The sequence below is a fragment of the Streptomyces sp. NPDC002306 genome, assembly GCF_053593435.1.
Genome location: NZ_JBSFCK010000011.1, coordinates 221,883 through 247,614 on the forward strand (window position 1 = coordinate 221,883; position 25,732 = coordinate 247,614).

General features: G+C 71.7%; 21 protein-coding genes. 13 read left to right on the forward strand and 8 right to left on the reverse strand.

The window, feature by feature from the left end:
• Positions 1-86: 86 nt before the first annotated feature.
• Together ACWCQK_RS23165 and ACWCQK_RS23170 are read right to left on the reverse strand one after the other, a co-directional pair.
• Entirely contained in the window at positions 87-1,034 is a 948-nt protein-coding gene (locus ACWCQK_RS23165) for an ornithine cyclodeaminase family protein (protein WP_451157721.1), read from the reverse strand.
• Positions 1,031-1,792 (reverse strand): IclR family transcriptional regulator, encoded by a 762-nt coding sequence (locus ACWCQK_RS23170; RefSeq protein WP_451157723.1) that lies wholly within the window; start codon positions 1,790-1,792, stop codon positions 1,031-1,033. Before ACWCQK_RS23170 ends, ACWCQK_RS23165 begins: the two co-directional genes overlap by 4 nt.
• Positions 1,793-1,929: 137 nt before the next feature.
• Between ACWCQK_RS23170 and ACWCQK_RS23175 the strand changes: the two genes are divergently transcribed.
• From ACWCQK_RS23175 to ACWCQK_RS23195, 5 genes are all read left to right on the forward strand, one after another.
• Positions 1,930-3,261, forward strand: coding sequence for an amidohydrolase family protein (locus ACWCQK_RS23175; protein ID WP_451157725.1), 1,332 nt, complete (start codon positions 1,930-1,932; stop codon positions 3,259-3,261).
• On the forward strand, positions 3,258-4,325 hold the full coding sequence (locus ACWCQK_RS23180; protein ID WP_451157727.1) for a dipeptidase: 1,068 nt from the start codon (positions 3,258-3,260) through the stop codon (positions 4,323-4,325). The genes ACWCQK_RS23175 and ACWCQK_RS23180 overlap by 4 nt, the downstream gene beginning before the upstream one ends.
• 139 nt (positions 4,326-4,464) lie before the next feature.
• On the forward strand, positions 4,465-4,812 hold the full coding sequence (locus tag ACWCQK_RS23185) for a PRC-barrel domain containing protein (RefSeq protein ID WP_451157729.1): 348 nt from the start codon (positions 4,465-4,467) through the stop codon (positions 4,810-4,812).
• Positions 4,813-5,123: 311 nt separating this feature from the next.
• A complete protein-coding gene (locus tag ACWCQK_RS23190) occupies positions 5,124-5,327 on the forward strand; it encodes a cold-shock protein (protein WP_152889447.1) in 204 nt (67 codons plus the stop codon).
• Between the two features lie 176 nt (positions 5,328-5,503).
• Positions 5,504-6,955 carry a DEAD/DEAH box helicase gene (locus ACWCQK_RS23195; protein ID WP_451157732.1) on the forward strand — a complete coding sequence of 484 codons (1,452 nt, stop codon included), beginning with the start codon at positions 5,504-5,506 and terminating at the stop codon, positions 6,953-6,955.
• Positions 6,956-7,127: 172 nt separating this feature from the next.
• On the opposite strand, the gene ACWCQK_RS23200 is transcribed toward ACWCQK_RS23195, so the two are convergent.
• A complete protein-coding gene (locus ACWCQK_RS23200; RefSeq protein ID WP_451157830.1) occupies positions 7,128-8,528 on the reverse strand; it encodes a lipase family protein in 1,401 nt (466 codons plus the stop codon).
• A gap of 365 nt (positions 8,529-8,893) precedes the next feature.
• Here ACWCQK_RS23200 and ACWCQK_RS23205 point away from each other — a divergent pair, with 365 nt between their 5' ends.
• The 3 genes from ACWCQK_RS23205 (at position 8,894) to ACWCQK_RS23215 (ending at position 12,871) form a co-directional block, all read left to right on the forward strand.
• Positions 8,894-9,538: a TetR/AcrR family transcriptional regulator gene (locus tag ACWCQK_RS23205; protein WP_451157832.1), complete on the forward strand. Its 645-nt coding sequence runs from the start codon at positions 8,894-8,896 to the stop codon at positions 9,536-9,538.
• 577 nt (positions 9,539-10,115) lie between these two features.
• Positions 10,116-11,336, forward strand: coding sequence for a hypothetical protein (locus ACWCQK_RS23210; protein ID WP_451157734.1), 1,221 nt, complete (start codon positions 10,116-10,118; stop codon positions 11,334-11,336).
• A gap of 254 nt (positions 11,337-11,590) precedes the next feature.
• On the forward strand, positions 11,591-12,871 hold the full coding sequence (locus tag ACWCQK_RS23215; RefSeq protein WP_451157834.1) for a 4-hydroxybenzoate 3-monooxygenase: 1,281 nt from the start codon (positions 11,591-11,593) through the stop codon (positions 12,869-12,871).
• A 78-nt stretch (positions 12,872-12,949) separates the two neighbouring features.
• Here the strand turns inward: ACWCQK_RS23215 and ACWCQK_RS23220 are convergent, their stop codons facing one another.
• From ACWCQK_RS23220 to ACWCQK_RS23230, 3 genes are all read right to left on the reverse strand, one after another.
• On the reverse strand, positions 12,950-13,435 hold the full coding sequence (locus ACWCQK_RS23220) for a lipocalin-like domain-containing protein (protein WP_451157736.1): 486 nt from the start codon (positions 13,433-13,435) through the stop codon (positions 12,950-12,952).
• A gap of 144 nt (positions 13,436-13,579) precedes the next feature.
• Positions 13,580-15,157: an aldehyde dehydrogenase (NADP(+)) gene (locus tag ACWCQK_RS23225; protein ID WP_451157738.1), complete on the reverse strand. Its 1,578-nt coding sequence runs from the start codon at positions 15,155-15,157 to the stop codon at positions 13,580-13,582.
• A complete protein-coding gene (locus ACWCQK_RS23230) occupies positions 15,154-15,783 on the reverse strand; it encodes a cysteine hydrolase family protein (RefSeq protein ID WP_451157740.1) in 630 nt (209 codons plus the stop codon). The genes ACWCQK_RS23225 and ACWCQK_RS23230 overlap by 4 nt, the downstream gene beginning before the upstream one ends.
• A gap of 213 nt (positions 15,784-15,996) precedes the next feature.
• Here ACWCQK_RS23230 and ACWCQK_RS23235 point away from each other — a divergent pair, with 213 nt between their 5' ends.
• Positions 15,997-16,593 (forward strand): TetR/AcrR family transcriptional regulator, encoded by a 597-nt coding sequence (locus tag ACWCQK_RS23235; RefSeq protein ID WP_451157742.1) that lies wholly within the window; start codon positions 15,997-15,999, stop codon positions 16,591-16,593.
• Positions 16,594-16,887: 294 nt separating this feature from the next.
• Here the strand turns inward: ACWCQK_RS23235 and ACWCQK_RS23240 are convergent, their stop codons facing one another.
• Positions 16,888-19,368 (reverse strand): SpoIIE family protein phosphatase, encoded by a 2,481-nt coding sequence (locus ACWCQK_RS23240; protein ID WP_451157744.1) that lies wholly within the window; start codon positions 19,366-19,368, stop codon positions 16,888-16,890.
• 158 nt (positions 19,369-19,526) lie between these two features.
• The gene (locus tag ACWCQK_RS23245; protein WP_451157746.1) at positions 19,527-20,225 is read right to left on the reverse strand and encodes an SDR family oxidoreductase; all 699 of its coding nucleotides are present in this window, start codon (positions 20,223-20,225) and stop codon (positions 19,527-19,529) included.
• Between the two features lie 486 nt (positions 20,226-20,711).
• Between ACWCQK_RS23245 and ACWCQK_RS23250 the strand changes: the two genes are divergently transcribed.
• The 4 genes from ACWCQK_RS23250 to ACWCQK_RS23265 all read left to right on the forward strand — a co-directional run bounded on the left by ACWCQK_RS23250 (position 20,712) and on the right by ACWCQK_RS23265 (position 25,660).
• Positions 20,712-21,158, forward strand: coding sequence for a winged helix-turn-helix transcriptional regulator (locus ACWCQK_RS23250; protein ID WP_451157748.1), 447 nt, complete (start codon positions 20,712-20,714; stop codon positions 21,156-21,158).
• A 516-nt stretch (positions 21,159-21,674) separates the two neighbouring features.
• On the forward strand, positions 21,675-23,078 hold the full coding sequence (locus ACWCQK_RS23255; protein WP_451157750.1) for an MFS transporter: 1,404 nt from the start codon (positions 21,675-21,677) through the stop codon (positions 23,076-23,078).
• A gap of 180 nt (positions 23,079-23,258) precedes the next feature.
• The gene (locus ACWCQK_RS23260) at positions 23,259-24,674 is read left to right on the forward strand and encodes a cytochrome ubiquinol oxidase subunit I (RefSeq protein WP_451157752.1); all 1,416 of its coding nucleotides are present in this window, start codon (positions 23,259-23,261) and stop codon (positions 24,672-24,674) included.
• Positions 24,671-25,660, forward strand: a complete 990-nt coding sequence (locus ACWCQK_RS23265; RefSeq protein WP_451157754.1) for a cytochrome d ubiquinol oxidase subunit II — start codon at positions 24,671-24,673, stop codon at positions 25,658-25,660. Before ACWCQK_RS23260 ends, ACWCQK_RS23265 begins: the two co-directional genes overlap by 4 nt.
• Positions 25,661-25,732: the final 72 nt, after the last annotated feature.

The window sequence follows — 25,732 nt, forward strand, 5'->3', positions numbered from 1 at the left end:
GCCGCGTCATGTTCCCCCGCGGTGAACTGCGCCTGCCGTGAGCCGCCTTGGGGAGCGGTTCGGTCGCGTCCCCTGTGCCGGTGTCGCTAGCGGCCTGGCCCCTCCGGTACGGAGAGGCGTCCGGTCGCCACGCCGTGCACGACATGGGCGGCCGCCACGTCGAGGGCCGCGTGGCCGGTCGACTTGAAGACGGTGAGCAGGGCGGGGGAGTTCCGACCGGGGGCCTCGCCCGCGAGGACGGATCCGAGCAGCGTGACGCCACAGTCCCGCGGCAGGCCCTGCAACTCGTGGGCGCCGGAGGGCGGTGGCGTGCCGGCGGCGCCGGGCCACTCGGCGAAGAGCGCCGCCTCCCGGATGGTCGCGGCGTCGAGCTCGGGTCCGTGGGAACCGCCGACCGAGCTCACGTGCGTGCCCGGGGCGAGCCAGTCGCGGTGCAGGACGGGACGGGTCGCGCCGGTGCAGCAGTACACGGTCGCCGCCTGGCGTACGGCGGCCTCGATGCCGTCGGCCGCACGGCCCCGGGGGTGCAGGGCGGCCGTCGCGTGGACCGCCGTACGGTCGCGGCCGGCGACGGTGACGGGCTCGGCCGGACGGAGCGCTGCCAGCAGGGAGACCTGGGCGCGGGCCTGGGCGCCGGTGCCCACGACCACGACGGGGCCGGGCCGGGCCAGGGCCAGCGCGCTGTGCGTGGCGGCCGCCGCGGTGCGCCAGGCCGTGACGGGCTCGGCGTCCATGACGGCCAGGGGCCGGCCGTCCTCGGGGTCGAAGAGGGCCACGACGCCCCGGTGGGTGCTGCGGCCCGGACGGGCGGGGTCGGCGAACACCGACACGAGCTTCGCCGCGAGACCCAGCCCCGGCACGTATCCGGGCATGGCACCGAGCAGGCCGCCGGGCGCGGTCGCCGCGATCCGGGGCGGCGCGGACGCCTGTCCGCGTGCCACGGCGGTGAGGGCGTCGGCCACGGCGGCCATGAGGTGGTGGGGGTCGAGCGCCGCCGCGGTGGCGGCCCGGTCGAGGACGAGGAGGTCGTTCACGCGTCGCCCGCTCCGCCCGTGCCGGACAGCAGGCCGCCCAGCACGTCCACCGCCGAGGCGAGATCCTCCCGCAGTCCACGCATGCGTGGGGCGTCGATCTCGGCGTCCGGGCCGACGACGGTCACGGCGCAGACCGGCGCCCCGGGGGCCGGGACGACGGCCCGGCTCAGGGACGCGACGAGCTGCTCGTCACGGCCGTGCTCGACGGCGAACCCGGCGGCGCGGGTCCGTTCGATGTCGGCGAGCAGCCCTGCGTCGCCGTCCACGGGATGTCCGTCCTTGCGGGCCGCGTCCAGGTAGGGGCCGCGTGCCTCCGGGGCGAGGGCGGCCACCAGGGCGAGCGGACCGGCGAACCGGTGCGCGGGCAGGGACTCGCCGAGCAGGGTGCTGATCATCGCCAGGCGGTCCGGCCGGACCACGTCCACCACCCGGGAGCCGTCGTTCTCGAGGACCTGGAGGTTGACCATCAGGCCGGTGCGCCCGGACAGGTCCTCCAGTACGGGACGGGCCAGTGACGTCAGCGAGTTGTGTGCCGCCCGGACCGACAGCCGCAGGACGGCGGTGCCGGGCAGGTAGCGGTCGCCGGCCCGCAGGACCCAGCCGCGGCGGACCAGGTCCACCAGGATCCGGTAGGCGGTGGCCCGGTGCAGTCCGACCTCGTCGGCGAGGTCGGTCAGCCGAGGCGGCCGGGGAGCCCGGGAGACGGCCTCGACCAGGTCCAGCGCCTTGTCCACGGCCGTTCGCGACGCTTGCGGCATCGAAGCCCTTTCGATCGAAGCCCTCCTGCGGGCTCTTCGTCGGCGGCTGACCGCCGACCGCCCGGATACGGGGGTAGAGTACCGCCTGTTTCGTATGGCGAGAGAGTTGTTACGTAGAGCGTAACAGGCTGGGAGTGGTGACCTTGACGAGCGACAGTGCCGGTGCGGCGACCCCGTACGCCCCGCCCGAGAGCGGAACGGTCGTGGTCTACCGAGGCGTCACGCTGTTCGACGGGACCGGCGGCCCGCCCCGGCCCGCGACGTCGATCGTCGTGGACGGTTCCCTGATCCGGGCCGTCGTGGACGACGCGGACACGGCCGCCCTCGGCGCCGAGGGGGCTGAAGTCGTCGACCTCGACGGCCACTTCGTCACCCCCGGTCTCGTCGACGCGCATCAGCACCTCGCCACGCCACCCGATCGCCCGGCCGCCGAGGCCGTACTGCGCCGCCTCGTGCACAGCGGGGTCACGGCCGTACGCGACATGGCCGACGACCTCCGGCAGGTCGGCGACCTGGCGCGGGCCGGGCGAGTGGGGGAGATCGCGGCCCCGGACATCCACTACGCGGCGCTGATGGCGGGTCCGGGGTTCTTCGACGATCCCCGGACCCACCAGGTGACGCGGGGCGCCGTGCCGGGAGAGGTGCCCTGGATGCAGGCCGTCACCGGCCTGACCGACCTGCCCCTGGCGGTGGCCCTCGCCCGGGGGACCTCCGCCGCGGCCGTCAAGGTCTACGCCGACCTGGACGCGGGCCTCGTCGCCGCCATCACCGCCGAGGCGCACCGGCAGGGCGTTCCGGTCTGGGCACACGGAGCCGTGTTCCCCGCGACCCCCGGCGAGGTCGTCGCGGCCGGAGTGGACACCGTCTCGCACGTGACGCTGCTGGCCCACGAGGCGGCCACGGCGCCCCTGACCACCTACAAGGACAAGCCGCCCGTCGACCACGCGAGTCTCGTCACCGGCGAGGACGCGCGGCTCGCCGCCCTGTTCGCCCGCATGCGCGAGCAAGGGGTCGTCCTGGACGCGACCGCCGGAATGTGGGCCAGTGCGGCGCTCGCCGGTGACGACCCGGAGGCGTCCGAACGAGCCTCCCGTAACACCGAGTTGGCCATCGCCCTCACGGCGCAGGCGCACCGGGCGGGTGTGCAGCTGGCCACCGGCACCGACTACGAGACCGACCCCGGCGACCCCTTCCCCGCCCTCTACGAGGAACTCGCCTTCCTCGTCCGGCGCTGCGGCATCCCGGCCCCGGACGTGCTGCGCTCCGCGACGCTCGTCGGGGCCCGCAGCGCCGGCGTGGAACACCTCACGGGCAGCGTCGAGCCGGGCAAGCTGGCCGACTTCGCCGTCTTCGCGCGGGACCCGCTGGTCGACATCGACGACCTGCGCACGATCACCCTGACCGTCAAGCGAGGGCGCCGCTTCCCGCGGAGCGCCTACGCCACCACCGCTCCCCGGGAGATCCGTTGACCGGCGCGCCCCTGATCATCAACGCCCTCGGCCAGCTCGACAACCCCAACTCCCCGCGGTCGATGGCGGCGGCGGCCGAACTGAACCCGAGCAGCGAGCAGTTCACCGTCGACCCCCGGACCCTGACGGAGGCACGAGCCTCGGGCCTGACCGCCGTCAACATCACTCTGGGCTACGTGATGGGGGATGTGCCTCCCTACGCCCACACCCTGCACGAGATCGACGTCTGGGACGGCGTCATCGCCCGGCACCCCGACGACCTGCTGAAGGTGACCACCGTCGCGGACATCCACACGGCGGCGCGCGACGGTCGGGTCGGCGTCATCTACGGATTCCAGAACGCGGTGGCCGTCGGAGACGATGCCGACCGTGTCGCCACCTTCGCCGAACGCGGCGTACGCGTGGTGCAGTTGACCTACAACCAGGCCAACCACCTCGGCGGCGGTTCGTCGGCGCCGGCCGGCACCGGACTGACCGCCTTCGGGCACGAGGTGGTCGACGCCCTCAACGACCACCACCTCATGGTCGACCTGTCGCACAGCGGCGAGCGGACCTGTCTGGACGCGGCGACGTACTCCCGCGTACCCGTGTCGATCAACCACACGGGGTGCCGCGCCCTGACCGATCTGCCCCGCAACAAGACGGACGAGGAACTGCGCCTGGTCGCCTCCCGCGGCGGATTCGTCGGCATCTACTTCATGCCGTTCCTCAGCCCCACCGGCCACGCGCGTGCCGCCGACGTCGTCGAGCACATCGCGCACGCCGTGGACGTCTGCGGAGAGGACCACGTCGGCATCGGCACCGACGGGCCGGTCACCGCCATCGACGACCTGGACGCGTACCGGGCCCGGCTGGCGGAGCACGTGGCCCAGCGCCAGGAGGCGGGGGTGTCGGCGGCGGGCGAGCGGGCGGACACGCTGCCCTTCGTGGTCGATCTGCGGGGCGTCGACCAGTTTCGCGAGCTGATCCGCCTGCTGGAGCGGCGTGGCTACTCCTCCGGCCGCATCGAGAAGATCATGGGGCGCAACTTCGTCGACTACGCCGAACGGGTGTGGGCGCCGTAGCCGACGGCCGCCCGGACCTGCGCGCTCGGCACGGGTGACGTCCCTCGCACGTCTGTCGCGCTCCACAGCGGGCACACGCAGGACCAGGACAGGCATCACCAGCGACGACAGCGACGTCAGCGAGGACAGGGAGGACAACGTGAGCGACTACCGCCCACGCCAGGTGCCGACCGCCGGCCACACCCCGGACGACGACCTCACCGGATACCAGGTGGACGCCACGGACGGCCATGTCGGCAAGGTCAGCAAGTACTCCAGGGACCTCGGCCCGCGGTTCCTGGTGGTCCGCACCGGCGTCTGGGTCTTCGGCAAGGACGTGGTGATCCCCTCGGACACCGTCATGGGCGTCGACCACGACGCCCGCATCGTGCAGGTGGCGCGTACGAAGGATCAGGTCAAGTCCGCGCAGGACTTCGACGTCGACACCTACCTCGGCGACCCACGCCACCGGGACCAACTGGGCGGCCGTCACGGCTCGGGCCACTGACACCGCCGCCGCCCCGCCGTGGCCACTCCTGACACCGTGCCGCGCCTCGCCAAGACGTGGCGGGACACCGCGCCGTGCCGCGCCCAGGCGCGGCGCGGCGCGGCGTAGCGGCGGGAAACCGGTGCGAATGTATGCGCCGTGCTAGGCTGGAAGTAGTTGCAGTTGTGGTTCCCGAAACTTCAAATGTCTCGACGGTTGGATGTCGTCAGGCATTTATGTATTTCCGGTGCTTATCCGGACGGGGTTCATTGTGGCGACGCAGGGACTCGCACAGTGCGGGTTCGCGGGCACTGCCCCGAAGGAGATGTGACATGGCTACTGGCACCGTCAAGTGGTTCAACGCGGAAAAGGGCTTCGGCTTCATCGAGCAGGACGGCGGCGGCCCCGACGTCTTCGCGCACTACTCGAACATCGCCACCTCCGGCTTCCGTGAGCTTCAGGAGGGCCAGAAGGTGAACTTCGACGTCACGCAGGGCCAGAAGGGCCCGCAGGCGGAGAACATCACCCCCGCCTGACGCTGAGGCGTTTGACGCAGTTGGGACCCGCACCTCAGGGTGGGGTCCCAACTTCGTTTTTGTGTATTTCCATGGAATTTGTCCGGTCTAGGTTTTCAGCTCGCATTGTCGCAATTCGTCCGGCTCATTCCTGCCGCGACATTCCTTGATGCGTGCCCTGTCGAGGAAGGTTGTGTATGAGTCGTCCGGTTCGTTCCGGCGCCGGTTCAGAAGGCGACGGACGTCGCCCCTCCGGCCCCCAGGGAGAGTTCGCGCCGCCGGTCAGCGTCACCCCGGCCCTCCCCGCGGCTGCGACCTTCGGCGAACTGGACATGCCCGGCGAGCTGTTGACGATGCTCTCCGACCTCGGCCTGCACGAACCGTTCCCGATCCAGGCCGCCACCCTGCCGAACGCCCTCGCGGGGCGTGACGTCCTGGGACGCGGGCGCACCGGATCCGGCAAGACGCTCGCCTTCGGTCTGGCGCTCCTCGTGCGGACGGCCGGACAGCGCGCCGACGCGCGCAAGCCGCTGGCCCTGATCCTCGTCCCCACCCGCGAGCTGGCCCAGCAGGTCACCGACGCGCTCACCCCGTACGCCAGGTTGCTGAGACTGCGCCTGGCCACGGTGGTCGGCGGTGTGTCGATCGGCCGGCAGGCGAGCGCGCTGCGCGACGGGGCCGAGGTCGTCGTCGCGACCCCCGGCCGCCTCATGGACCTCGTCGAGCGCAAGGCCTGCCGTCTGGACCGGGTGGGCATCACCGTCCTGGACGAGGCCGACCAGATGGCCGACATGGGCTTCATGCCGCAGGTCACCGAACTGCTGGACCAGGTCCGCCCCGAGGGGCAGCGGATGCTGTTCTCGGCCACCCTGGACCGCAACATCGACCTCCTGGTCCGTGGCTATCTCCATGATCCGGTGGTCCACTCGGTCGACCCGTCGGCGGGCGCGGTCACCACGATGGAGCACCATGTGCTGCACGTGCACGGCCCCGACAAGTACGCCGCCGCCACGGAGATCGCCGCGCGCGACGGGCGCGTGATGATGTTCCTGGACACCAAGCACGCCGTCGACCAGTTCACCAGACATCTGCTGGGCAGTGGCGTGAGGGCCGCGGCCCTGCACGGCGGCAAGTCGCAGCCCCAGCGCACCCGCACCCTGGCCCAGTTCAAGGACGGCCAGGTGACGGTGCTGGTGGCCACCAACGTGGCGGCCCGCGGCATTCACGTCGACGACCTCGACCTGGTCGTCAACGTCGACCCGCCCAGCGACCACAAGGACTACCTGCACCGCGGCGGCCGTACGGCCCGTGCGGGCGAGTCCGGCACCGTCGTCACGCTGGTGCTGCCCGACCAGCGCCGTGACATGGCCCGTCTGCTGTCCGACGCGGGCATCCGGCCGCAGGTCACGCAGGTCCGCTCCGGTGAGGCCGAGCTGAGCCGCATCACCGGAGCGCAGGCGCCCTCCGGTGTCCCCTTGGCCGGCGGCAAGCCCGTCGTGGAGCGCCCGAAGCGCGGCGGCGCCCCCTTCCGTGGCATGGGCACCCGCCCGGGACAGGACGGCCGCGCCGGCGGCGACTCCCGCCGGTCCGCCGAGGCGCGCCGACTCGCCGAGGCCCGCAAGGCCGCCCGTATCCGTCGCGGAGATTAGCGCCGCCCGCATCGTCGCGGCGATCAGGGTTTCCCGTTTCCGTCGTGGTGATCCGAGTTGCCCGTGTCCGTCGTGGCGATCAGGGCTGCCCGTATCCGCTGTCCAGCGCCGCCCGGATCCTTCCGGTGATGAGAGCCGGCGGGACCTAGATCCGGTCAGGCCGGTGTTGGGCTCAGGGGAGGATCGGCAGCAGCCGGCAGTTGGAGGCCGTGGTCCTGCCGGAGAGCCGGTCGACCAGCCAGGAGATGGCGGTGCCCTGGTCCGTGAGCAGCGGGGCGAAGTGGTTGACGATGTTCTTCTCCCCGAGGCTCGGTAGGTTGACCGGTACGTAGGTGACGTCCGCGCCCTTGCCGCACCAGGCGGCCGCGAGCCGGCGGACCTGCGCGTGGGGGACCACGTCGTCGTTGACGCCGCTGACCACCCGCACCGGCCCCGTGGGCTTGAGGGTGCCGATGCGCTGGGCGTCGATGAAGGACTTCAGCCGGGGCTCGGCGTCGACGACCTGCGCGACGGAGGAGCCGTCGTTCGTCCATTCCGTGCTCGACACGGCCCCGTACGACAGGAGCGCGTCGCCGACGCACATGGTCGAGGTGGCGCCCAGCGCGGCCCGGCCGGCCGCGTTGAGATGGGCGTCGACGACGGGTCCGAGGTCCGGGTCGCTCTGCCGGAAGCCGTTGACCGACCAGCCGATGGCGGCTGCCAGGGAACTGCCGTCTACGCCCTTCATCACCGCGTCGAGGTCGGCGGGCGGCGCTCCCGAATAGGTCCCCGCCAGGGGCACGTCCGGTGCGTAGGAACGCTGGAGTTCGGCGGCCGCGGCACTGGCGCCGCCGCCCTGGCTGTAGCCGTACAGGCCGACGCGTGAGGTGGCGGTGACGGTCGCCCCGGCCACCGTGCGGGCGGCGCGCGCTGCGTCGAGGAGCGCGTGGCCCTCGTCGACACGGTTGACATAGGTGTGGACGCGGTCGGTCGTGCCGAGGCCCGCGTAGTCGGTGAGGACGACGGCGACGCCCCGGCTGAGGATCCGGTAGACGGCCAGGGCCTCGTAGCCGACGGACACGGAGCCCTCGTTCAGGGCGATGGGGTGTTCGAGGGCGAGCGAGGCGGAGCACTGGTCGCCCTGCCCCATCGTGCCGGGGGCGAAGGCCACCAGGGGGCGGGGACCCCTGCCCGTCCAGGCGGCCGACGGCTCGATGTACGCGCCGGTCACGGCGACGGGCCGGCCGGCCGAGTCGGTCGACTTGTACATCAGCCTGGTCGCCGTGCCGGGCAGTGGGCCGTCGAGGCCGGGCAGGCTCAGCGCGAGGGGAAGCGGTTCGGTGCGCACCAGTGTGCCGTCGGCGTCGGGCAGTTCGGCGGGCGGGGTGTAGAAGGGCGGGACGGCCGCGGCCGGGGTGAGTGATCCAGCCGACTCCGCGGTGGCCGAGGCCGCCGAGGCGGGCCCGGCCGTCGCGCCCAGGCCGCACGCGGCGACCAGGGCGGCCGCCAGCACGGTGGCCGGCAGCCGGCCACGGGTCGCGCCGGTCGTGAGGGTCGCGGAGACGGCGACGGAGGCGGCTCTCCGCTCGGACATCCTGTTCGATCGCTTCATGCGGCTCACTCCTGATGGCAGACGGAGTTCGGGGCGGATGGCGGCCCCTGGAGTCCTTCGAGGTGGTGCGTCGCGCATGCCGACCACCGGGAGGGCCGTGTCAGGTGGCCGCCCGGGCTCGGGTGGGTGCGTGGGGCAGTGACGTACTGCTGGGTGACTCACTCCGGTGCGGCGGCCTGCTTCCTGCTCCGCCCGCTCGGGTCATGACTTATGACTCGCAAGTCAGTTACTCGGTAGTCACATCGGCAGAGTAGGACCGTGTGTCACTGAGTGACAAGATGTCTGCACGCGTCAAATCCCGCTGTCGCTATGCTGCGTCGACCCGACGCATAGGTGGTGTGACGGCAGTGCACGAGGCAACGGTCGGACGGCGCTCGGCTCCGGCGGAACCGGTCGCGCGACGGCCGACGCTCGGCGAGCGGCGTAGGTCCGCGCTCCGCCTGGAGATAGCCCAGGAGGCCATCGGTCTCTTCACCGCGCAGGGCGTCACGGCGACCACGGGGGAGGAGATCGCCCAGGCCGTCGGCATTTCGGCCCGAACCCTCTGGCGGCACTTCCCGACCAAGGAGAGCTGCGTCGGACCCCTGCTGACCGCGGGCCTGGAGTTCATGGCGGAGGCACTGCGTGCCTGGCCCCCGGACATCCCGCTACGGCTCTACCTGGAGGATCCGCGCACATGGGGCGAGGTCTTCGACCCTCCGGAGGTCGTCTGGGACCTCATTTCCATGATCCGTACCGAACCGGGGCTGCGCGCGGTGTGGCTTCAGGTGCACGATGACGCGCTGCCGGTCTTCGCCGAGCTGTTCGCCCGGCGGTCCGGCGGCAGCCCGGACAGTCTCCGGGTGAAGGTGCACGCCGCGATGTTCAACGGCGCGCTGCGGGCGGCGGTGGAGGACTGCCTCATGGACCCCGCCGGACCCCGTTCGGGAACCGGGCTGACCGCCTCGCTGCATACGGCCCTGTGCGCGGCGGCCGAAGGCCTCCCGTACTGACGGGGCTCCGCCACGGATGGCTGCGGCCGGTCAGCCGCACCACGGCGCTGGGGAGGCGGACGCGGGCACCGGAGCGGAGAATGAGGGTGCGGGCCTTCGCGTCGTGATTCCCCCGAGCCGACGCGGAGGCTCGCGCATTTCCCCCCGCGCATGCCCACGTGGTCATGGGCACGGGCACGGGGGCGCGCGAGATCGACGCGCACGTGCTCCGCGACCATCGATCGGCCGCGGTGAGGTGGGTCCGCGGCCCTCTGCGCCCGCTGGACCCGGGTCCGCGCGAACGGAGCAAGTCGTCGGCGGGCGGTACGAGTTCCTCGGTGACCGGCTGACCGGCTGACCGGCTGACCGGCTGACAGGGTGGCCGATCGTGCGGCGACGCGAGGGAACGCGAGAAGCCCTGGCCGTGGACCGGCGGCGACGGCAGGATGCCCTCGTACGACGCCCCGCGCGCATCGCTGACCGCCGACCGACGGCGCCAACGGCAACGTAACGCCGCCCACCGGTCGGGCCGGGCCCCGGCCGCCGGCGTGGCCACCACTGGCGGGCTCGCCCGACGCGACACGAACGGATCCGAACCTTGGGTGAACCGCAGCGCGTGCCGATGCCCGGTCAGGTCCGGGGGCTGGCGGCGGCGGACGGTGCGGGCCCCGTCTTCGTCACCTGTGACGGCGGCGGCGACCTGTCCACCACCGTGCTGCTGGCCGTGGACGTCGCCGGAACGGTGTTGTGGCGACGCGAGTTCGACGGGCACCCGGACCGGCCGCGTGTCAGTACGGGTGGGTCCGTGTGGGTCGCCCATCGCGGACCGACGGGCGCTGTCCTGACGGAACTGGACGCCGCCGGCTCGGTCTTGTGCTCGGTCACCCCCGAGCACGAGCCGTTCGAACGTCTCGGAGCCTTCGCCGTACTGCCCGACGGCATCTGCGTGTCCTGGCTCCCGGCCGAGCGGAGCCACCTCGTGCCGGTGGGTCGCCACCCCCGGGTCGCACGTCACGACGAGGAGGGTGTGGTGCGGTGGGCGACGCCGGCCGTCCTGGACGACCTGTCGTTCCCGGGCTGTGCCGGAATCAGCGCGGAGACGCAAGGGGAGCCGCGGCCTTTGAAGCCGTGGACGCCTCGAACGGTCGAGGTCCACCGCAGGACGCCACTGCTGGTCTCCGGCCGGCGCGTCGCGGCGACATTCGTGGACGGCGGCAGTGGCATCGCCGTCACGTTCTTCCTGGGCACCGGCACCGGACAGCCCGTCGCCGCGAGCCGTCCCGGGCCCAGCGGCCACCTGGCCATCATCGGACCGGGCGAGTTCGTCATCGGATCCCAGGGCTACGGCGCCTTCAGCACGGCACGCCACGACTCCTCCGGCGCGGTCGTGCGGCGGTGGCCGACGCAGACGATGCCGCTGGTCGACCGGCACGGCGGGCTCAGTGGCCCCGAGTCCGAGAACATCCTCCCGTCCCGATCGCGCTTCGTCCGGCTCGACCCCGACGGCACGGTGCGCCGCGGACCCGCGCTGTCCGGCTACTACACCGCCTACCCGGCGCTCGACGACGAGGGCACCGCGGCCTTCTGGCGGGACGGCCGGCTGCTGGCGGTCGACGCCGACTTCCGGATGCGGGAGCTGTTCGCCCTGGAGGACGACAAACGCGCGGTGATGAGCAGAGTCCTGCTGCTCGACCGGGGGCAACTGGCCTTCGCCCTGGACGACGAGCTCCTCATCGTGCGCTCGACGGGACTCGGACCACTGGACAGCGGCATCTGGCCTTGTGAGGACGGCGGCCTGCCCGGAAACCCGGTGAGGTGAGTGCGGACCGGCTCACCACGGACGCGCCTACCGCAGACCCACTCATCGCAGACCCACTCATCGCAGACCCACTCACCGTAGACCCCACTCACCGCCCGGAGACCGGACCTCCCGGCTACGCTGGCTTCAAAAATGACCAAGTTGCTTTAGGCGCAGGGGAGTTGCTGGAATTGCCGGAGCCGTCGAAGCCACCCGAGCCGTCGAGTCCGTCCAGTCCGTCGAGTCCCTCGAAGCAGCCGCCCGAGTCGCCTGGGCTGCCCGAGTCGCCCGAGACGCCCGAGTCCGCGGCGGCCCCGGAATCCACCACCGTCGTGGTGATCGGCGCGGGCCCGGCCGGTCTGACCGTCGCCAATCTGCTGCGGCGCAGCGGTATCGCGTGCGTCGTCCTGGAACGCCGGACGCGCGAGCACGTGGCACAGCGCCAGCGGGCCGGAATCGTCGAGACCCGTGCCGTGCGGATGTTCGACTCCTGGGGCCTGGCGGACCGGGTCCTCGGTGGTGTTCCGTCGGACGGTGTCCTGGAGTTCCGGGTGGACGGCGAGAGCCACCTCGTGTCCGACGGCGACGGCTCCGAGGGCCCGGCGGCGCGCCTGTGCCCGCAGCAGGTGCTGGTCCAGAAGCTCACCGCCGCGTACCTCGCCGACGGCGGTGACCTGCGCTTCGAGGCAGCCGACGTCTCCCTGCACGAGCTGACGGGCGAACGCCCCACGGTCCGCTACCGTGCCGCCGACGGCACCGTCCACACCATCACGTGCGCCTTCGTCGCCGGCTGCGACGGTGACCACGGCGTGAGCCGCTCCGCAGTCCCCGACGGCGTCCTCACCGCGCACGCCTTCGACCACGGCATCGGCTGGCTCACCGTCCTCGCCGACGCCCCGCCTCCGGCCCATCCTCTTCTGGCGGTCAGCACGCACGGCTTCGCCGCCCACTTCCCCCGTGGCCCGCACAGCAGCCGCTACTACCTCCAGTGTCCGCCCGACGACCACCCCGGCGACTGGTCCGACTCCCGTGTCTGGGAGGCGCTGCGCACCCGGCTCGCGGACCCCGCCCTCGTCTCCGGTCCGATCACCGACCGCGAGGTCTTCCGGCTCCGCAGCCTCGTCCACGACCCCATGCGGTACGGCCGTCTGTTCCTCGTCGGCGACGCCGCCCACATCGTCTCTCCCATGGGCGGCAAGGGCATGAACCTCGCCCTCTACGACGCCGACCTCTTCGTCCGTGCCGTCCGGGACTTCGTCCACGCCCAGGACGACACCGCCCTGCGGACCTACTCCGAGCGCTGCCTCCGCCGCGTCTGGAGCGACCAGGAGTTCTCGCACTGGCTGACACGCACGCTCCATGACGCCGGTGACGACACCCACCGTGGCGCCTTCCACCGTGGCCTGGCCCGCGCCCGACTCGACCGCCTCTTCACCTCCCCCACCGCCGCACAGGCCTTCGCGGAACTCACGACGGGCGTGGACATGGACTTGGACCTGCACCTGGACCTGAAGGCGGACGGCGAGGCTCAGAAGACGGCGGACACCGACGCCTAGAGCCCGTCCAGGCGGAGCCAGGACGCGCAGGACGCACAGGGCGCACAGGCCACCGGCCCTCCGCCCGCCGTCGGGTCGTCAGCGCGATCGGCGCCAGGTGAGTTCGGCCGTGCGGTCCGTGCCCCAGAGTCGGGTGGGGGTGGCAAGGCTCAGCTTCAGCAGCTCGGCTTCGAAACTGACCTTCCTGACCTGGGGCTTTCCGACCCAGTTCGGGAAGAGGCTGGTCGTGACGTGATGCTCGACGGTCGTCGGGTCGACCACGCGGAAGGGGCCGCCGTAGGCGACGTAGCTCACCGCTGCCTGTGCCAGCTCCCGCGCCGTGGCTTCTTCGAGACGCTCGGACTGGGCGCGGGGGCGATCGCCTCGGCCCAGTTGGGCGGACATGTAGCCCTGCGGGCTGTAGACGATCAGTCCGTGCGGCCGGGGGCCGAGGGGGTGGACGATCCGGCCGTCGCCGCCGGTGGCGTCGTAGGACACGAGTTCCCACGCGCCCAGCAGCCTCACGCGCACCGCCTCGCACGCCTCGTGATCGCTGCGCGGTGCCACCTGGTCGTCGGTTCTCATCGCGCTGTTTCCTTTCGTTCGGGGTCAGTCGGGAAGAGGGAGGGGAGCGCGGCCAGGGCCTGTGCGGGCCGCGGGTCGAGGAGTCGGGGCGTCGCGGCTCGCGACCGAGCGTTCCCGCTGTGGGCACAGGCCACCGAAGACGGTTCAGCCACGGGTGAGTTCGCCGTCGACCAGCCGCCAGACGCGCAGCGTGTTGGCCTCGCGCAGGGGCTCGGGCAGCAGTTCGTCCGGGAAGCCCTGGTAGGTGACCGGCCGCAGGAACCGCTCGATCGCGCTCATGCCGACGGAGGTGAACCGGCTGTCGGAGGTGGCCGGGAACGGGCCTGTGTGGACGGAGGCGTAGGAGACCTCCTGCGGCATGGAGAAGGCGTTGAACACGATACGGCCGGTGCGCCGCTCCAGGGTCGGCAGCAGGTGCGCGGCGGCGCCCCGATCGGCTGCCTCCGCGTGCACGGTGGCCGACAGCTGTCCCCTGAAGGCGCGGGCCACCTCGTGCAGTTGGTCCAGATCGGTCAGCCGCACCAGCAGGACGGACGGACCGAAGACCTCGTCGCGCAGGGCCGGTTCGGCCAGCACCTGCTCACCGGTGACCTCGTACAGCAGGGACTGCCCGTCCCACGCGCCGGTCGGGGCCGGTCCCGCGGCGATCCGGGTGGCGCCGTCCTCCTCCAACCGCCGTACATTGCGGGTGTAGGCGTCGTGAATGCCGGGCGTGAGCATGGCTCGCGCCGCCGTCTTCTCCACCTCGGCCGTCGCCGCGTCCCGCAACTCCGTGAAGCCGGGCCCGTCCACGGCGAGGAGGACGGCGGGCTTCAGACAGGCCTGCCCCACGTTGTACTGCGCGCGCAGGGCGACACCGGCGCCGATCTCCGCACCCCGTGCGGCCAGCGCGGCGGGCAGGACGAAGGTCGGGTTGACGCTGGTCATCTCGGTGAACACCGGGATGGGGTCCGGACGTTGCTGGGCCCGGCGGAAGAGGGCCATGCCGCCACCTTCGGAGCCGGTGAAGGTCACCGCCCGGACCAGGGGGTGCGACACCAGCGCCTCGCCGATGTCGTTGCCCGCGCCCCGGACCAGGGAGAAGACGCCTTCATGCAGTCCCGCCCCGGCGACGGCCCGCTGTATCGCGCGGCCCTGGATCTCGGAGGCGCCGGGATGGGCGTTGTGCGCCTTGAGGACGACGGGGCAACCGGCGGCCAGGGCGGAGGCGGTGTCACCGCCCGCGACGGAGTACGAGATCGGGAAGTTGCTGGCGCCGAAGATCACCACGGGACCGAGGGCCACCTTCTGCATCCGGTGGTCCATGCGCGGCGCGGGCTGCCGGTCCGGCTGCGCGGGGTCGATCGCCGCCTGGAGGAACCGGCCCTGCCGTACGACGGTGGCGAACTTGCGGAAATGGTCCGCGGCCCTCAGGGTCTCGGCCGCGAGTTGGCCGGCGGCCAGGCCCGTCTCCAGCGCGGCGCGCGCGGCGAGTTCCTCCTTGACCGCTTCGAGTTCGTCCGCGATCAGGTCGAGGAACGCGGCCCGCTCGGTCAGGCCGGTGTGGCTGTAGCTGTCGAAGGCCGCGTCGGCGAGCCGGAGGGCACGGTCGACCTCGGCCTGCCCGCCGAACGCGAACTCGGGTTCCAGGAGTTCACCGGTGGCGGGATCGAGCGCCCTCATCGTTCCCGCGGTGGCGGCCACGGCGGTTGCTCCGAGCAGCAGTTCTCCGGTCAGTGTCATGCCTGGGCTCCCTTGAGTGCGGTGGTGAGTTCGTCCGTGGCGACGATGGCGTGGGCGAAGGTGGGGCCGTTCAGTTCGTGGGCGGAGTGCATCTCCTCGGGGAGGAAGGCCGCGGTGGCGTCGCGGACGAGGGTGACGTGGTAGCCGAGTTCCATGGCGTACCGGCCGGTGGATTCGATGCAGGTGTTGGCGAGCAGGCCGATGAGTACGACGTGGGTGATGCCGTGCTGCCTGAGCTGGAGGTCGAGGTCGGTGTTGGCGAACCCGCTCTGTCCCCAGTGCTCATGGGCGACGATGTCGCCGGGCTGGGGCTGGAAGTCGGGGTGGAACTCGCCGCCCCAGGTGCCGCGGGCGAAGGTGTGCCGCAGCTGGACCTTGCGCTGGGTGGGGCTGGGGTGCTCCCAGGTGTCGTAGTCGCCCGGCTCCCAGCGGCGGTGCGGGACGAAGGCCATCTGGACGCCGGCCGCCCGCGCGGAGGCCACCACGGTCCGCAGGTGGTCCAGCAGGCCGACCTCGCCCGCCACCGCCGCCAGCAGCGGCCAGGCCTTGCCGCCCTCGGAGATGAAGTCGTTGTAGGGGTCCACCAGCAGCACCGCCGTACGGCGGGCTTCGTATGTTCCGGTCATGGTGTCTCCTCGAATCTGGATGATGAGCAACATCTAGACATCAGGATTATCCTCATCATCCTGAAAGTCAAATGCGGGCAGCCCAGAAACGCGTTCGAGCGGCATGTGTATGATGGACGTCATCTACTTGTCCGCCGACCGGTCGCCTGTCGACTGGTGTCCGGCGACTTGTCCGGCGGCGGCACGCGCCGCTCCTCGAAGGGGAGGCCCGGCATGGGGCACTCGCAGGCGGAAAAGGCGGCGTCCCGTGAGCGGGTGCTGCGGATCGCGGCCCGCAAGGTCCGCGCCGAGGGCGTGACCCGCCCCGGAGTCGCGGACCTCATGAAGGAGGCCGGGCTCACGCACGGCGGCTTCTACAAGCACTTCGCCTCCCGGGACGACCTGATCTCCCAGGCGTCGGCCGTGGCCCTCGCCGAGGGCACGGCGAAGATGGAGAGGGCCGCGCGGAAGAACGAGCAGGATCCGCGAGCCGGCCTGATCGACGCCTACCTGGCCAAACAGCATCGCGACGCACCGGCCACCGGCTGCGCCCTGGTCACCCTCGGCGCCGCCGCCGGACGCGGCGACCAGCACTTCAAAGAGGCCTACGAGGAACAGGTCCGCGCCTACCTCGACCTGATCGCCGGTCTCGACGACAGCGGCGGGGAGGCGCGCGCCGAGGCGATGCTCACCCTCAGCGCACTGGTCGGTGCCACGCTCATGTCCCGGGCCATGGCCGACCCCGAGCTCTCCGACGAACTCCTGGAGACGGTGGCCGACCAGCTCAAGCGACACACGTCAGGAGCTACGGCTACGGCTGCGGCCGTCTGACGTCTACGCGGGGACGGCGGATCCCGTGCCGCCGGGCGAGGGCACCGGGCCGCGTCCGAGCGGCACGGTTCCGCCGGTCTTCGCCAGGTGAGGCGCGCGCCTCACCGACACCTGGACTCAAGGTCGCGCGCCTCACCGACACCTGGACTCAAGGTCGCGCGCGTCACCGACACCTGGACTCAAGGTCGCGCGCGTCACCGGCACCCGGACTCAAGGTCGCGCGCGTCACCGACACCCGGACTCAAGGTCGCGCGCCTCAACGACACCTGGACCCAGTGTCGGCGGGGCGCGATGTCATAGGCCGGGAGTCAGTCGCTGTTCGGCCCAGATGAGCTTGCCGCCCGACGTGTTGCGGGTTCCCCACCTGCGCGACAGTTGCTTGACGAGGAGAAGGCCGCGACCGTTCTCATCGGTGACGCGGGGCCGGCGCGGGCACGGGTGGCTGTTGCTCGTGTCGTGGACCTCGCAGGTCAGCGCCTCGTGCCGGATCAGGCGCAGACCGATCGTGCCGTCACTGTGCCGGATGGCGTTGGTGACCAGTTCGCTCACGATGAGTTCGGTGGACGCGGCCAGGTGATCCAGGCCCCAGCGGGACAGCTGCCCCGTGGCCAGGGCGCGGGCGTCGTGGACGACGGCCGGAGTGGCCGGAAGCCGCCACGAGGCGACCTGGTCCGGGCCGAGCGCACGGGTCCGGGCGAGGAGCAGGGTGACGTCGTCGCCCGGTGCCCCGGCCGCCAGGGTGTCCACCACCGACGCGCTGAGTTCGTCCAGCGGGAGGCCGGGCTGTGCCAGGGCGGCCGCCAGACGGTCCATTCCGACGTCGATGTCGTGGTCGCGGCCCTCGATCAGCCCGTCGCTGTAGAAGGCGAGCGTGGTGTGCTCGGGCAGCCGCACGGTCACGGACTCGAAGGGGACCACCCCGAGCCCCAGGCCGAGCGGCGCCCCCGCGGGCAGCGGGGGAAAGGTGACGGCACCGTCCGGGGCGACGATCGCGGGCGGCGGGTGGCCGGCCCGCGCCATCGTGCAGCACCGGGTGACCGGGTCGTACACGGCGTAGAGACAGGTGGCGGCCATGACCGCGCCGGCCGGGTCCTCCGCGTCGGCATCCGCCTCGCAGAGCCGCACGACCTGTTCGTCCAGGCGGGCCAGCAACTCGTCGGGAGGTACGTCCATGGCGGCCAGGGTGCGTACGGCGGCGCGGAGTTGGCCCATGGTCGCCGCCGCGTTGATGCCGTGTCCGACCACGTCCCCGACGACCAGGGCGATGCGGGCACCCGACAGCTGGATCACATCGAACCAGTCGCCTCCGACGCCGTGGTGACTGTCCGCAGGCAGATAACGGGAGGCCACGTCGGCGGCGGACCCGCCCGTCGCGTGGTGGGGGAGCAAGTGGCGCTGAAGAGCGAGGGCGGCGAGGCGTTCGCGCGCGTACTGGCGTGCGTTGTCCAGGGACAGCGCGGCCCAGCTGACCACTTCTTCGGCCAGGAGCAGGTCGTCCTCCTCGAAAGGCGCCCGGTCGTGCGTCCGCGCGAACAGCGCCATTCCCAGGACGGCACCCCGCGCGTGGATCGGGACGACCATCAGTGAGTGCGCCCCGTACGCGTGGATCGCCGCCCGGGTCGCGGTGTGCTGCTCCACCCAGGTTCCGGGCGAGGTGTTCAGTATCGGCTCGAAGTGCGACCTGCCCGAGCGCAGAACGCCGTAGAAGGGCGACTTCGGCGGAACGACGACCCGCTCTCCCCGTACGGCCAGAGAGCTCTGGATCCCCTGGTGGACCGAGGCCAGGCCGGCGCGGCGGAAGGCGGGGGTGCGACCGCCCCGCAGGCTCAGGCCGCTCAGAGGCTCGTTGCCGAGGAGCACCGACTCCGCCAGGTCGACGGTGGCGTAGTCCGCGAGGAGCGGCACCGCGAGATCGGCCAGTTCCTGACCGGTCTGTGTCACATCCAGGGTGGTTCCGATCCGCTTGCCGGCGTCGCCGAGGATCGCCAGCCGCTCCCGTGCCCGGCGGCTGGCGGTGACATCCACGCTCACCAGACACACGCCCAGGGCGCGCCCCTCCCCGTCGTCGAGACGGAAGAGGGAGGCCGTCAGCGTCCGTTCCTTGCGCGCCCGGCCCGGCACCAAGGACTGGTATTCCACGTTGAGTATCGGCACCCCGCTGCGCAGGACCTGGCGCATCAGCGTCTCCAGCGTCTCGGCCTCAGTGCCGGGAACCGCCTCCGACAACCTTTGTCCCAGCCGCTGGGCGAGGGGGACGCCGTCCTTGACGCCCTGGGCGTCGTTCGCCCAGGTGCAGCGCAGTTCGGTGTCCCGGATCACGACGCCGATGGGCAGATGTTCCGGAAGCCGCAGCGCCCCGGGCAGCGACCGCGGTGCGGCTCCGTCCGTCTCCGCGGCGGGAGACGTTCTCCTGCCGGTCGCCGAGACGACCCACTGGGCCCGGCCGTTCCGCCCGGACACCGACTGCACGCACAGGTGTACGTCGGTGGTGTGGCCGGCGCGGTGCCGGACCTTGGCGAAGCCGGACCAGAGAGCCGGGGCGGCGCCCGGTGCGAGGTACGGCGACGCGGTCGCCCGGGCCGCGTCGTCCGCGAGCAGGGGTACGGCGGAGTGGCCCACCACGTCCGCGGGGGCGTAGCCCAGGAGCCGCTCGGCGTCCTGTGTCCAGCCGACCACCCGCGCGTCCGCGTCCAGCAGGGCGATGACCGCGCCGATACCGGCCGCCTCGCCATCGGTCTGGGCCGCGGTGAAGGCCGCTGCCACGGAACTGCTCATCGATCGTCCTTGTCCGTAGCCCCCCTGGGTCCGTATCCCCCTGCGTCGTGCGTCCATCGCGTCCTGTTCAGCCATCGCGTCCCGTTCAGCCGTCGTGCGGCCGGGGTGCGCCGGGTGTCCGACCGCGCGCGTACGCGCCGGCCCCCGGACGTGACGCGTCAGGCGTCGGTCGGCGCGGCGACCGGACGCGACAGCGCCTCCTTGACGCGCCGGGTGTCGTCGTCGGCGAGGACTTCGAACCGGTTGCCGGTCAGGGCGTCCATGGTCAGCTCGGCCACGGTGGCGGGGCTGATCTTGGGCGCGTCGATCCAGGTGCTGAGATCCGTCTCCACGAATCCGGCGTGCACTGCGACCACGAGCGTTCCCTGCGCGTGCAGGGCCTGGCGCAGGGAGTCGGTCAGTGACCACTGCGCGGCCTTGGAGGCGGCGTATCCGGGAAACTGCGGCTGACCGGCCCAGGAAGCGAGCGACAGCATGTTGACCAGTGCTCCACCCCCGTTGCGGGCGAGGACCGGGGCGAAGGCCCGAGCCATCGCCCAGGTGCCGAAGTAGTTGACCTCCATCGCGTGGCGCGCGCCGTCGAAGGCGCCGTCCAGGAGATGGGTACGCCCGCTCCCGACCCCCGCGTTGTTGATCACGATCGAGACGTCGCCCGCGAGGTCGGCGGCCGCGGTGACGGTCTCGTGGTCGGTGACGTCCAGGCGCAGCGGGACCAGGTCGGGGTCCGTCACGGTGGCGGGGTCGCGGACGCCGGCGTAGACCTTCGCCGCGCCGTGCTCGATCAGTGAACGGGCGAACGCGCGGCCGATACCGCGATTGGCTCCGGTCACCAGGGCGACCGATCCTTCGATCCTCATCGTGCTTCCTCTCCCACGGGACGCCCGGTTCGGGCGGGTTTGGCAAGTGGCCGTCTGTCGACCGGGCGGGACGCTTTCAGGTTAGCGGCTGGATTTAAATATGCAAGACAGGGTGTCGCCGGAGTGGCGCCGATTCGACGATTCGTGGCCGCGAGGCCGGAGCGACGGTGATGTGTGGGTGCGCGGCCGGAGCGACGGTGATGTGCGGCCGACAGGCCGGGGTGGCGGCGATGCGTGGCCGGGAAGCCGGAGCGGCGGCGACGTATGGCCGAGAGGTCGGGGCCGCGGCGGCATGTGACCACAGGTCGGGGCCGAGGTCGAGGCCGCGACGGCATGTGACCTACAGATCGAGGCCGGGGTCGGTACCTGGATGGCAATATGAAACTCAGGGGCGTACGCTCTCCAGTGTGCGGTGGATGTCTCCGTACGTGATCGGCGACTCGTGGGAGGTCGGCAGTGGCAACGGAACGGCGGTCGGCGGGTCCCGTGAGTGACGAGCCGGCCTGCTCGATCGAGCGCAGCCTGCAGATCCTCGGTGAACGCTGGTCCTTCCTCGTGCTCCGCGAGATCTTCCTCGGCAGGCACAAGTTCGCCGAGATCCAGTCGTCCCTGGGCATCGCGTCGAATCTGCTCAGTGCCCGCCTCAAGCTGCTCGTCGAGGCCGGTGTGCTGTGCACGCGGAGCTATCAGGAGCCGGGCTCCCGACCGCGGCAGAGTTACCACCTGACGGAGTCGGGGCGTGACCTCCAGGTGGTGCTGGGCGCGCTCCAGCAGTGGGGCGACCGTCATCGCCCGCGTCCCTCGGGCCCCTCGGCGATGCGCCAGACTCGAGCCACGGGCCGGCCCGTCCGCGTCGGATTCATCGACGAGGAGGGCCGCGAAGTGGCCGGTACCGAGGTGGTCGCCGTCGCGAACGACATCGTCGACACCTGACCGAAGCCGCGGGCCGACCGCCCCGGCCGGCCGGTGACGATGGGACTGTCGACGTCTCTCGATCGCGTCGGCGGTGTCGCCCGCTGTGTGCGTCGACCGTGCCCCGGGGTGAGGGTTGACGTGCGCTGGTGGGCGCGGACCCGCAGGTCATCTCCACATCGACGCGGTGCGCTCCTCCGGGTGTGATCACCCGCTTCCCCAGCCTGCCGGGGCTCGTCTCCGGGTCTCGTCGACACCTGCCCTGCCGCCCCGCTGTCGGCTGGCCGTCGTCTGCTGCCTTCTTGGCGCTGCTCGCCGTCCACTCCCGGCGCCAAGCCTCGGGGAAGGCGCGCCCGCCGGTGCCGGTGTCCGGGCGGCCGCCTTCGGCGGGGGATGTGCGGGTGAACGCCCAGCTCACACCACCGACACCCCCTCTCCTGGCAGCTCCCGGACCATGCCACTTGCACATTGCAAGTGTGGCGGTAAGCTGGCACCTAGATTGTGAATCTAAAGTCAGGTGCGAAGGAGACAGGACCCATGATCCGAAACGGCGCGACGAGCCGGGCGGGCCTACGACAGGAGCACGGCGGTCGGCACGCGAAGGATGCGCGTGCGACGCCGTTCCCGGCGCGACGGGTGCCGCGGCCGGTCGGCTTCTGGCTGCTCGCCGTGACCCTGCTCGCGATCCTGGCCGCGTCCGCCGCGCCGTCCCCGCTCTACGTCGTGTACCAGCACCGCTGGAACTTCTCGCCCGCCATGCTGACCACGATTTTCGCGGTCTACGTGGTGGCGCTGTTGGTCGCGCTGCTGATCGTGGGAGGGCTGTCCGACTTCATCGGCCGGCGGCCCGTGCTCGCCGCCGCGCTGGTGGTGGAGGCCGCTTCCATGGTCGTGTTCCTCGCGGCCGACGGCGTCGGGCCGCTGCTGCTGGCACGGACCTTGCAAGGACTGGCGACCGGTGCGGCGGTGGGGGCCATCGGCGCCGGTCTGCTCGATCTGGAGCCGTCCCCCCGGTCCCCGCTCGGGCCGCTGCTGAACTCCGTCGCACCGGCCGCGGGGCTGGCCGCCGGAGCGCTGGGCACGGGCGCGCTGGTCGAGTACGCTCCCGCCCCCACGGTGCTGGTCTTCGCCCTGTTCGCGGGCGTCTTCGTCCTGCTGGTCGTGGCGGTGGCGTTCCTGCCCGAGCCGGTCACGCCCCGCCCGGGGGCCCTTGCCTCGCTGCGGCCCAGAGTGGCCGTGCCGTCCGGGGCCCGCAGGGAGTTCCTGGCCGCCACGCCCAGCCTCGTCGCCACCTGGGCGATGGGCGGGCTCTACCTCGCGCTGGGCCCCTCGGTCGTCGCGGGCGTCCTGCACCTCGGCAGCCATCTGGTGGGCGGTCTGGTCGTGACCACGCTCTTCGGCGCGGGAGCCGTCGCCTCGCTGCTCGTACGTGACCTGGCGCCGCGGCGGGTGACGGCCACGGGTTCGCTGGTGCTCGCCGTCGGTACCGGCCTCACACTGCTTGCCCTCGTGGGCCCCTCGACACCGCTGTTCTTCGTCGGGACCGCCGTCGCCGGCGCGGGTTTCGGAAGCTCCTTCCTGGGCGCCTTCCGCTCCCTCGCGGTACTGGCCGGCCCCACCGAGCGAGCGGAGCTCTTCGCCTCGGTGTACCTCGTCAGCTACCTGGCCCTCAGCGTCCCCGCCGTGGTGGCCGGCCTCGAAGTCCCCTCGCACGGCCTTCGCGCCACCGCCACGGTGTACGGCGTCGTGGTGATCGCGCTCGCGCTGCTCGCCGCCCTCGCCGGAGCCCTGCGCGGGACCGCCGTCTCGCCGTCTACCGTCGTGGCCTCCTCCGCGAGCCTGGCCGCCGACGGCCAGGAGCGCGTCGTCTCCGGGCGGGCCGCAGTGGACGCCGGTCTGTCCGAACCGGCCACGTCCGGGACGGATGCCGGTGGCCGCTGACAAGACGCGTACGGGCTCGTCACGCACCTGACGGGCGACCGCGACACCCGAATGGGGCCACTCCGGATGCGGGGGCCGCCATCTGGCTGATGATCCGTTGCGCATGGGTTCCGGCAGCAGCAATCTGCTTGCAGACGATCGACCGAATCGTCCGTCGACGTCTACGCTGGAAGGGAATTCATGGTGCTGTCTGCCCTGATGGGAGCCGCTGACCCGCCGCAACTCCTCCCCGCCCGTGAGCAGATGGCCTTCACCCTGGGATTCCACATCATTCTGGTTCCCTTCGGCGTCGCATTCACCTTCATGATGCTGATCTGTCACTACCGCGCGCTGCGCGGTGGTGACCAGGTGGCCCTGCTCCTGGCGCAGCGCTGGTCGAAGGTGGCCGCGGTGCTTTTCGCCGTGGGAGCCGTGTCCGGCACAGTGCTCACCTTCGAGTTGGGGCTGCTGTGGCCGGGGCTCATGGGCAGATATGGACCGGCATTCGGATTTCCCTTCGCCATCGAAGGGCTCTTCTTTTTTCTCGAAGCCATCTTCATGGCCATCTACATCTACGGCTGGAAGAGACTCCCGCCCTGGCCGCACTTCCTCACCGGAGTCGTGGTGACCCTCTCGGGCCTCGGCGGGACGGCCTCCGTCGTCGCGGCCAACAGCTGGATGAACCAGCCCGCGGGCATCGTCGTCAAGAACGGCTATGTGGTGGACATGATCCCGTCGAAGGTCTTCTTCAACGGCGCCTTCTGGTGGGAGGCGGTGCACATGTTCCTCGCCGCCTACATCGTCGCGGGCTTCGCCGTCGCGGGTGTCTACGCGTGGGGTCTGCTCAAGGACCGGCGTGACCGGTACCACCGGCTGGGCTTCCTGGTCCCCTTCACCGTCGCGGCCGTCGCCATGCCGCTCCAGTTCATCGTCGGGGACACCATCGCCCGCCAGGTGTACGACAGGGAGCCGGCCAAGTTCGCCGCCATCGAACTCGTACCGAAGACCGGTGACCACGTCCCCGAGATCCTCGGCGGCGTCTTCGTCGACGGCAAGGTGCGCTACGGCATCCCGCTGCCCGACGTCGCGTCGATCCTCGCCGGATTCCGCCCCTCCACCGAGATCAAGGGCTTCGACGCCATCCCGGCGGCGGTACGCCCCGACGCCGCGGTCGTCAACGTCGTCCACCTCGCCTTCGACGTGATGGTCGGCACCGGTTCACTGCTGCTCCTGCTGTCGCTCTGGTTCGGATGGCTGTGGTGGCGGCGGCGCGAGGTGCCCACGAACCGCTGGTTCCTGCGTGTCGCGTCCGTGGCCGGACTCGTCGCGATCGCGTCCCTGGAAAGCGGCTGGGTCGTCACCGAGGTCGGCCGGCAGCCCTGGACGGTCGTGGGTCTGCTGCTGACGAAGGACGCGGTGGCCACTCAGGGCAACCTGTGGCCCCTGTTCGCCATGGTCGTCGCGATCTATGTCTGCGTCGCCGCGGGAGCCATGTTCGTGCTGCGTTCGATGCGCCGCCGCTGGCGGGACGAGAGCACCGACGCGGTGGCTGTGCCGTACGGCCCCAAGCCGGCACCGGTCGGCGGCGGGAACACGCCGGGAGCTGGTGACGCATGAGCACGCTGATCGCCGCGGTCCTGTTCGTCGGTGTCATCTCCTACGCCCTCTTCGGCGGGGCCGACTACGGGGCCGGGTTCTGGGATCTGACGGCCGGCGGCATCACGCGCGGACGCCGCACCCGCGAGCTGGTCAACCTGTCGCTCGGCCCGGTGTGGGAGGCCAACCACACCTGGCTGATCTTCTGCCTGGTCACGATCTGGACGGGCTTTCCGCAGGCCTTCACGGCCATCACCACCACCCTGTACATCCCGCTCGGCCTGGCGGCGCTGGGGATCGTGACCCGAGGAGCCGGATTCGCCTTCCACCACGCGCTGACCGACAGCCGGGGAGAGCATGTCAGCGGTGTCGTCTTCGCCTGCTCCTCGGTGCTGACCCCGTTCTTCTTCGGAACCGTGGCGGGCGGGATCGCCTCCGGGCGCGTCCCGTCCGCCGGGCACGGCGATCCGGTGACCAGCTGGCTGAATCCGACCTCCGTCCTCGGCGGCCTGCTCGCGGTCGCCGTGTGCTCCTATCTGGCGGCCGTGTTCCTCACCGGAGAAGCCCGGCGCCGCTCGGACCCGCGGATGGAACTGGCGTTCCGCCGCCGGGCCTTCGGCGCAGGGATCTGCGCGGGGCTGGTCGCGCTGGCCGGCGTGTTCGTGCTGAACACGGACGCTCCTCGGCTGTTCCGGCAGCTGAGCAGGGTGGGGGCGCCGCTTCTGATCGTCTCCGCCCTGTGCGGTCTCGCCGCGCTGCTCCTTCTGCGCCGCGGCAGTCCGGCCGTCGTCCGCACGCTGGCCGCGGCCGCGATCGCCACGGTCGTCGCGGGATGGGGAGTGGCCCAGTACCCCTACCTGCTCGGCACCCATCTGACCATCGGTCAGGCGGCGGCCCCACAGGCCACCTTGTGGGTGCTCTTCGTGGTCACCTGCGTCGCCGCGGCCCTGATCGCACCGTCGCTCATGCTGCTGTACAGCCTGCAACTGCGACGCAACCTCGGCTGACGCTCCGTCATCGACCGCGGTTCATGGAGACGTCGGAGCGGGCGCGTCGCTCGGCCGCCGGTAGTCGGCTCG

What these genes read in the sequence shown, in the direction of transcription:
- ACWCQK_RS23170 (WP_451157723.1), bottom strand. Translation starts at nt 1,792, where the DNA reads ATGCCGCAAGCGTCGCGAACGGCCGTGGACAAGGCGCTGGACCTGGTC.
- ACWCQK_RS23190 (WP_152889447.1), top strand. Translation starts at nt 5,124, where the DNA reads ATGGCTACTGGCACCGTCAAGTGGTTCAACGCGGAAAAGGGCTTCGGC.
- ACWCQK_RS23195 (WP_451157732.1), top strand. Translation starts at nt 5,504, where the DNA reads ATGAGTCGTCCGGTTCGTTCCGGCGCCGGTTCAGAAGGCGACGGACGT.
- ACWCQK_RS23200 (WP_451157830.1), bottom strand. Translation starts at nt 8,528, where the DNA reads ATGTCCGAGCGGAGAGCCGCCTCCGTCGCCGTCTCCGCGACCCTCACG.
- ACWCQK_RS23220 (WP_451157736.1), bottom strand. Translation starts at nt 13,435, where the DNA reads ATGAGAACCGACGACCAGGTGGCACCGCGCAGCGATCACGAGGCGTGC.
- ACWCQK_RS23225 (WP_451157738.1), bottom strand. Translation starts at nt 15,157, where the DNA reads ATGACACTGACCGGAGAACTGCTGCTCGGAGCAACCGCCGTGGCCGCC.
- ACWCQK_RS23230 (WP_451157740.1), bottom strand. Translation starts at nt 15,783, where the DNA reads ATGACCGGAACATACGAAGCCCGCCGTACGGCGGTGCTGCTGGTGGAC.
- ACWCQK_RS23235 (WP_451157742.1), top strand. Translation starts at nt 15,997, where the DNA reads ATGGGGCACTCGCAGGCGGAAAAGGCGGCGTCCCGTGAGCGGGTGCTG.
- ACWCQK_RS23240 (WP_451157744.1), bottom strand. Translation starts at nt 19,368, where the DNA reads ATGAGCAGTTCCGTGGCAGCGGCCTTCACCGCGGCCCAGACCGATGGC.
- ACWCQK_RS23245 (WP_451157746.1), bottom strand. Translation starts at nt 20,225, where the DNA reads ATGAGGATCGAAGGATCGGTCGCCCTGGTGACCGGAGCCAATCGCGGT.
- ACWCQK_RS23255 (WP_451157750.1), top strand. Translation starts at nt 21,675, where the DNA reads ATGATCCGAAACGGCGCGACGAGCCGGGCGGGCCTACGACAGGAGCAC.
- ACWCQK_RS23260 (WP_451157752.1), top strand. Translation starts at nt 23,259, where the DNA reads ATGGTGCTGTCTGCCCTGATGGGAGCCGCTGACCCGCCGCAACTCCTC.
- ACWCQK_RS23265 (WP_451157754.1), top strand. Translation starts at nt 24,671, where the DNA reads ATGAGCACGCTGATCGCCGCGGTCCTGTTCGTCGGTGTCATCTCCTAC.